This window comes from Deltaproteobacteria bacterium (genome assembly GCA_019308995.1).
Classification (GTDB): Bacteria; Desulfobacterota; Desulfarculia; order Adiutricales; family JAFDHD01; genus JAFDHD01.
Map to the genome: position 1 here is coordinate 1 of JAFDHD010000136.1, position 7,622 is coordinate 7,622.

Annotated in this window: 6 protein-coding genes; 5 read left to right on the top strand and 1 reads right to left on the bottom strand. The window is 49.4% G+C overall.

Features of this window, described 5'->3' with window-relative positions; genetic code table 11:
• Window positions 1-110 precede the first annotated feature (110 nt).
• From JRI95_15315 to JRI95_15325, 3 genes are all read left to right on the top strand, one after another.
• Window positions 111-1,658, top strand: coding sequence for a sulfatase-like hydrolase/transferase (locus JRI95_15315; GenBank protein ID MBW2062910.1), 1,548 nt, complete (start codon window positions 111-113; stop codon window positions 1,656-1,658).
• 246 nt (window positions 1,659-1,904) lie between these two features.
• Window positions 1,905-2,120 (top strand): hypothetical protein, encoded by a 216-nt coding sequence (locus JRI95_15320; protein MBW2062911.1) that lies wholly within the window; start codon window positions 1,905-1,907, stop codon window positions 2,118-2,120.
• Window positions 2,117-2,398: a type II toxin-antitoxin system mRNA interferase toxin, RelE/StbE family gene (locus JRI95_15325; protein MBW2062912.1), complete on the top strand. Its 282-nt coding sequence runs from the start codon at window positions 2,117-2,119 to the stop codon at window positions 2,396-2,398. The genes JRI95_15320 and JRI95_15325 overlap by 4 nt, the downstream gene beginning before the upstream one ends.
• A 111-nt stretch (window positions 2,399-2,509) precedes the next feature.
• On the opposite strand, the gene hisD is transcribed toward JRI95_15325, so the two are convergent.
• Window positions 2,510-3,799 (bottom strand): histidinol dehydrogenase, encoded by a 1,290-nt coding sequence (gene hisD / locus JRI95_15330; protein ID MBW2062913.1) that lies wholly within the window; start codon window positions 3,797-3,799, stop codon window positions 2,510-2,512.
• Between the two features lie 440 nt (window positions 3,800-4,239).
• Between hisD and JRI95_15335 the strand changes: the two genes are divergently transcribed.
• Both JRI95_15335 and JRI95_15340 read left to right on the top strand, forming a co-directional pair.
• A complete protein-coding gene (locus JRI95_15335) occupies window positions 4,240-5,772 on the top strand; it encodes a hypothetical protein (GenBank protein ID MBW2062914.1) in 1,533 nt (510 codons plus the stop codon).
• Window positions 5,773-6,176: 404 nt separating this feature from the next.
• A partial coding sequence (locus JRI95_15340; protein MBW2062915.1) for a molybdopterin-dependent oxidoreductase occupies window positions 6,177-7,622 on the top strand: 1,446 nt, incomplete at its 3' end.

The following is a 7,622-nucleotide window of genomic DNA, read 5'->3' on the forward strand; positions in this document are numbered from 1 at the left end:
TGGCTCCGACGGAAAGGGATACTTGAACACGATTCCTTTAAAAACAGATACTTACTAAATTACACAAAAAGTTTGGAGTAGACAAACCATCATAGGAGGAGGAGAAGGATATGTCAGACAGCAAGTCCGGTAAAGGCCAAGGACCGAACGTCCTGTTCATCCTCACTGACAATCAGACCACAGAGTCTTTAGGCTGCTATGGTAGCAAGGAACATGAAACGCCCCACATAGACCGCCTGGCCCGGGAGGGAGTGCGCTTCACGCGCGCCTTCTGCGCCAACGGTCTCTGTTCTCCGACCAGGTCCACCATCCTGACCGGCCTGATGCCGTCACAGCATGGGGTGCACTGCGCCTTAACGGATGTTTCCTCGGTTTTCCCAGAAGACTACGTGGTGATTCGGGAGTTCCGGACCCTGCCTCTGACGCTCAAAAATCGAGGGTATCGCACAGCCATGATCGGGAAATGGCATCTGGGGCAGTACCGAAAGCCTGCGCTCGGGTACGAGCACTGGGTCACGTTTTCTAAAGGTCACACCACGGATTTTTATAATAACGAAATCGCTGACAACGGACAGGAGTATGAGGTCCGGGATCACCATATTATCGAGTTCTTCACCGAAAAAGCCATTGAGTATCTGAAACAGCAGGACGGCTCCAGCCCGTTTTACCTTCAGCTCAACTATGACGGCCCCTACTACCTGCCGCCCACCTGCATGGGGCCTGATCCGAAGAATCCCTTTTACGAGAGATTCGAGAGACATCTTTTCACGCCCTTCCCTCCCCTCGACCGAAGAATGATAGAGCAGCTTCCAGAGCCGGATCAGATTGATAACTTCCATCCTGAAGATGAATTCTGGCGCAGGTTTATCAACGGTGGAAGGCAAATGTTCACACGCATGCATAACGATCCTGCCACCATGGCCAATATGGCCGCTCAGAACGCGCTGGTGGACCACTGTATCGGCCGGGTCATGGAAACGCTTCATGCACAGGGCCTGGACCAGGACACCCTGGTCATTTTTTCAACCGACCAGAGCAACCTTTACGGCCAGCACGGCCTCTGGGGCCATCCCCCGTTCACGACCCCGGCGTACATGTACGACACCACGTTCAATGTTCCTTTGATCTTTCGCCAACCTGGTACTATCGAGCCTTTTCGGGTAAACGACATGGTTATCGGCCAGTATGACTTTATGCCCACTATCCTCGATTATGCTGGTTTCGGCGACGTGGAGATCGCGCACAGCCCTGGACGCAGCTTTGCGCCGGTGCTGAGAGGGAACCCTATGACCGATTGGGTAAATGAGGCCTATTTTGAACACGAAGAGAGCCGATCCATCCGGACCCCCCTGTACTTTTTTACCAGGCGCCTTGAAGGTTTCGGCGAGAATGAACTCTATGATCTAATTGCTGATCCGGGACAGGAGACAAACGTGTGCAGCCAGCCTGAGTACGCAGAAAAAGAAGCCGACCTGGACAGACGGCTCACCGCATTTTTTGAGCAGTACTCAGACCCTAAATACGATATCTGGCGAGGCGGACGGCCCAAAGGCAATACCTATCGCCCCTGGCTGTTCCGGCAGAAATATGGCGACGATTGGGACCCTATCATCGAGTTAGCCCCTCTGTTCGAGGAAACCGTTGGTAACGAAACCTGACGTCTTGTGACACGATCTTGTTTCTGATACGGCGGCATGAAAAAGCACGATGGTGTTTCATTCTTCAAAAATAAAGTATTTGGACTTTTTCGAATGTCTCAATTATCTACTGATTTTTCCTGTGAATTAGGTATAATGCAAGTAGTTAAAATTCCAGGCCGAGAAGAGATAGGGTCTCCTTTTTTATACTCCCGATAATAGATAGGGATTTTTGGTATAGCCTTTTAAAAAGGAGAAATGAAAATTATGGGAAACTTAATGCATTTCGGGGATGTATTGGAAGCGATTGATAAATTATCTTTGGATGAACAGGAAACATTGGTGGATGTTTTACACAAACGCCTTATTGAGCGAAGACGAGAAAAGCTAGCAAAAGATATAGAGGATGCTCAAGAGGAATTTCTGGCAGGCCGGAGTAAACCGGCAACTCCGGAGAAAATTAAAAATGAGATATTGTCATGAAACGCGTCTTATTGCGTTCTAATGCTTTTATTCGGGCGGCAAGGCGCTTTACAAGGAAGCATCCTGATTACGCTGATGATCTCCAAGCCGCTTTGGAGTTGTTAACAGAAGACCCATTCCATCCCCAATTAAAAACGCATAAGTTAAAAGGTAAGCTTGAGGGATCTTGGGCATGCAATACAGGTTATGATTTGAGAGTTATTTTTAAATTTGTCGAATTTGAAGGCGCCGAAGCCATCCTTCTTGAGACAGTTGGGTCTCATGAAGAGGTTTACTGAACTGTAAAAATTAATATTGTCAGCGAGACCCGCTTCACGGCCCACCCTGACCTACAAGGCTTAACATTGTGGGGCAGGCTTTCCAGCCTGTCCGTCCATATGCAGGGGGCATTATTCAAAGCGCCGCCGCACAGTCTCGGCGTGCACAGGCAGCCCTTCGGCCTCAGCCAGGGTAATGATGGCGTCTTTAAGGTGAGCAAGTCCCTCTTTTGTCAGGTACTGAAATGTGGGCTTCTTGATGAAATCGTCCACCGAAAGGCCTGAAAACATGCGCGCGCACTGGCCGGTGGGCAGGACGTGGTTGGTGCCTGAGGCATAATCCCCGGCTGGCACAGGCGCCCAGGGGCCCATGAAGATTGATCCGGCATGTTTGATGCGGGGCAGAACCGTCCAGGGGTCCTCGGTCATGATCTGAAGGTGTTCAGCCGCGTATTCGTTTGCAAAGTCAATGGCCTCATCGAGGGTTTTAGTTAAAATCACGGCGGAATTATTCTTGAGACTCTGTTCAATGATCTCCCGCCGCGGTATCGTCTCCAGGGCCTGGCTGATCTCCCGGACCACAGCTCTGGCCAGCTTTTCCGACGGCGTGACCACGACTCCGGCATTGTCAGGATCGTGTTCGAGCTGGGAGAAGAAATCATAGGCCATTGTCTTTGGGTCTGCCGTATCGTCGGCCATAATCATGACCTCGCTCGGACCGGCCGGTGAATCAATATCAACCTGGCCGAAGACGGCCATCTTGGCCGCGGTCACCCAGCGGCCGCCCGGCCCCACGATCTTGTCCACGCGGGGTATGGTCTCGGTGCCGTAGGCTAAAGACCCCACGGCCCAGGGACCGCCGATCTTGTAGACCGCCTCGGCCCCGGCGATATCGGCCGCAACCAGAACCTCAGGCACGGCCGTCATGCCTTGATCCGGCGGGGTGGCGACCACAACGCGAGAGACCCCGGCCACCTTGGCCGGGATGATGTTCATGAGCACGCTGGATGGATACACGGCCTGCCGTCCCGGGACATAGGCCCCCACGATATCTAAGGGCCGGGTCATCCGACCGGCTAATATCCCCGGGGCTATCTCGATGGACCACATCTCGCGCTCGATCTGGGCCTGGTGAAACTTCCTGATGTTTTCAGCCGCAAACCTGAGGGCCTCGACCACTTCAGGCTTAACGCTCTTGTAGGCCGCCTCCAATTCCTGCGGGGTGGCCGTCAAGTCGGCCACGGTAATATCCTTCTTGAACTTGGTGTAATGCTCAAGGGCCACGGCGTCGCCCTGCTCCTTGATCTGGTTGACGATATCGCGGACTTCAAGGAAAACGGCAGAAACGTCCTCCATGGACCGGGTCATGATTTGGGCGCGTCTGGCTGAGGTCAGCTCGGAAAGCTTTTCAACTTTGATCATTTAACCACCTCTGAAACCTCGGATTTCACTGGTTGTTTCCGTTTAGCAGAACCTTGGTTTCGATTCAAGGAAAAACATGAACCGCCCTGCCCTTTTTATTATTTTGTCATGATTCTTCCTTGGTATGTTAAATTACCCCGAAAACCTGAACGCAAGCTCCAACTGGTAATGGCGTGACAGGAAACAAAAGGCATAATCCGCCTGGGGCTTTTAAAGGTGAGGAGGCTGGACTGTGGATTACCATGTGCCAACCAGGATTTGATCATATAACGGGTTCAGGGAAGTTTTGATTTTAACATACAGGAATTCCGGAATGCCCGGATGCAGATGGAGACATCACGAAATCAATCAAACTCTAACTCAAAACATGCTATAATAATGAAGGACAGGTCAGAGCTAAACAATAAAACATAAAAAATGGAAGAATTAAGGAGGTTTCTATGATTAGAACAGTTGACCAATATCTTGAGAGTTTAAGAGATGGCAGGGTGATTTATTGCTTAGGCGAGAGGGTGAAGGATGTAACAGCGCACCCTGTTCTAAGCAGGGTTATTGCCTTCGGTGCTATGGATTGGGTTCTTACCAACGATCCTGAGCATCGTGACCTCTTCGTAACCAAGAATGAGGAGGGAGAAGAGGTTCATTTTTTATGGACGCCGCCCAGGACTTCTGAGGACTTGTTACGGAAGAGGGAAGCTTATATAGAGGGTATAAGGTATGGAGCGGGAGGTCTTCATAGCATGGGGGTTGATGCCTTAGCTGCATCAAGGGTTCTTGCCGGGAGAATGGATAAGGCGTTAGGCACCAACTACACTGAGCGGGTTGAGACTTATCGTAAATATCTACAAAAAACAGATATTGGTATTACGGGCGCTCAAACAGATGTTAAGGGAGACAGAAGCCTTCACCCCTCAAAACAGGTACAACATAAGGACTATTATTTAAGGGTTGTTGATAAGCAAAAGGATGGAATTGTAGTAAGAGGAGCTAAGTATCACATAAGCTGTACTGCTGCGGCTAATGAAGCCATTGTTTTGCCTTGCCGAACTCACGGAGAGGAAGATGCAGACTATGCTGTAGCTTTCGCCATCCCTCTGAATGCTAAAGGCATTACTCTTATAGCATCAGATCCTGAAATCAGGGGGCCAAGCACTGAAGAAACAATTTGGGATTTTCCTGTGGCCTCAAAATTAGGAGTTGGTGATGGTGAGTGCATGATTGTCTTTGATGATGTTTTTGTGCCTTGGGAAAGGGTATTCATGTGCGGGGAATGGCAGTTTTCCAGAGACATTGCCATTCTGTTTGGCACTTTTCATCGTCTTTTTGCTTGCTGCCGCATGGTGCCAATGATGGAAATAATGACCGGTCTAGCTGCCTTGATGGCTGAATACAATGGCTTAGAAAACTACTCTCATGTTCGTAGTAAGTTATCTTGGCTGGTGCAAGTCACCGAGGCTTTCAAGGTTATGAGCCTGGCGGCCTGCATGTTTCCTGAAAAAGAACGTGATTCTAATTTGGCAAATCCCAATGGAATGTATACCAATATATCCAAATACATGTATGCGGAAAACTTTCACCAGTTTACCAAGTTTATACAGGATATTGCCGGAGGAATCGCAGCTGACCCCATCTCATATAGAGACTGGATGAACCCTGAAGAGCGCCCCTATCTAGAAAAGTATCTTGATGCCAAAGCGGGTGTACCAACTGAAGACCGTCTTCGTGCCATAAGACTGGTAGCAGATATCACGGGTGGACGGCATGATACTCATCAGATTCATGCTGAGGGATCTCTCCAGGCCCAGCAGATGATGTTCTTTCGTGAAGCTGATTGGGGAATGTATAAAGCCTTGGCTAAAAGAGAGGCTGGTATTTTAGGGTGGGAGGAACACCCCACGGTTGGCTCTATGAAAGATTTCTCTGATATTCTAAAGGAAAAAATGCCATCTTTTGATACCTCGTATAAAGTGTAAAAAAGATGATTATAAGATCAAGTTTGTAACGAAAGGCTTTGGAAGGTAATTTTTTAGTTTTTGCAAGACATCCAAATCCGATCTGGACATTGCCTGATATTCGGCCATCATCTTCTATGTGCTTGCGAGCCCCCGGCCCTCCAGCAGAAGCCGTGGGGTTATTTGGCAAAGAAACTGATATGTAAAAATAGGCTAGATTTCAATTTTCATTAAGCGAGACTGGTGCGGCATAACCATAACTGTCTTTGCGAGGAGCGTAGCGACGAAGCAATCTCAAAAGAGGTAAACTTCTGTAATTGCAATGAGATTGCTTCATTTCGTTCGCAATGACAGAGAAATAGTTTCTTAGAAGAAAAGTTATTCAACTAATTCAACCGCGTTCCCCTTTTACAAAGGAGATAATCATGGAGCAATGGAAAAAAACAACCTGCGTTTTGTGTGGTAATCTTTGCGGCCTTGAGGTCAAAGTTGAAAATAATCGGATAGTCAAGGTACACGCGGACAAGCATAATCCTCGCAGTGAAGGTTACGTGTGCCGCAAGGGATTAAACATCATTTTTCATCAGCACCACGCCGACCGACTCAAGTATCCTTTAAAAAAAGTCGGAGATTATTTTGAAAGAATTTCGTGGGATCAGGCTATTGACGAAGTAGCCGAAAAACTCTCCACCATAGTAAACGCACACGGACCGCGTTCTTTTGCTTTGATGGGCGGCGGAACGCTCGGCTGCCCATCACAGGGCCCTTTTGCGGTGGGCCTGCTTAGAGCCATGGGCTCGCAGTACTTTTACAACGCCCTTGCTCAAGAACTCACCGGCCGGTATTGGGTAGACGGAAAAACCTTTGGCAATCAATCCCTTCATTCTTCACCGGACCTGGACAACACCGACATGCTGCTCATAGTCGGATGGAATCCGATGATGAGCCATCATACACCTCAGGCGCGCCGTGTACTTACCAAATTTAGCAAGGACCCGGATAAACTGTTTGTGGTTGTTGACCCGCGCTTTTCGGAAACAACCAAGATCGCGAACATCCATTTGCCCATCAAGCCAGGCACGGACGCCCTTTTGTATAAGGCCATGATCTCCATTATTTTAAATGAAGGCTGGCAGGACCAGGATTATATCAATAAACACGTGAGCGGTTTTGATACCATCCGTCCCTTGTTCGAGGATTTTGACGCCAGGGCCGCTCTTGAGGTTTGCGAGTTGGATTTTGACCAGGTGAGAGAAGTATGCCGTCTGTTTACCACTCGCAAATCCAGCCATCACAGCGACCTGGGCGTACTCATGACCCGGCACAGCACCCTCATATCATACTTGGAGAACGTCTTCCGCGCTGTGGCCGGACGAATCGGAGTCAAGGGCGGCAATGTCTTTCCAGCAGATTTCGTAGGAGGCAGGAGAAGACCGCGCTCCAATGACCGGAAATCCAGCGCCTGGCGTACGGTGGCCACTGACTATCCGCCTATTACCAATATTTATCCGCCAAACGTTATGCCCGAGGAGATACTTAACGACAATCCGGACAGGCTTCGAGCGGTGATCGTCAGCGCGGCCAACCCGTTAAGGTCTTTTGCTGACACATCCGCCTATGAAGAGGCGTTTAATAAACTGGATCTTCTGGTAATCGTTGAAATAGCTATGACTGAGACCGCTGCGCTTTCACATTATGTTCTGCCTGCCCTTTCCGCCTATGAATCGTGGGATGGAGGCGGTGGGGGAGATTTTCCGAAGACGTTTATGCAATTTCGCCAACCTGTGGTGGAACCGGAAGGTGAGCAGATCGAAGCCGGTGAGGTTTTTACTCGGCTTGCCGACCGTCTGGGATTACTGCCCGAAATCCCC

Excerpts from the sequence above, each read along its gene's own strand:
- JRI95_15315 (MBW2062910.1), top strand. The coding sequence starts at position 111 with ATGTCAGACAGCAAGTCCGGTAAAGGCCAAGGACCGAACGTCCTGTTC.
- JRI95_15320 (MBW2062911.1), top strand. The coding sequence starts at position 1,905 with ATGGGAAACTTAATGCATTTCGGGGATGTATTGGAAGCGATTGATAAA.
- JRI95_15325 (MBW2062912.1), top strand. The coding sequence starts at position 2,117 with ATGAAACGCGTCTTATTGCGTTCTAATGCTTTTATTCGGGCGGCAAGG.
- hisD (MBW2062913.1), bottom strand. The coding sequence starts at position 3,799 with ATGATCAAAGTTGAAAAGCTTTCCGAGCTGACCTCAGCCAGACGCGCC.
- JRI95_15335 (MBW2062914.1), top strand. The coding sequence starts at position 4,240 with ATGATTAGAACAGTTGACCAATATCTTGAGAGTTTAAGAGATGGCAGG.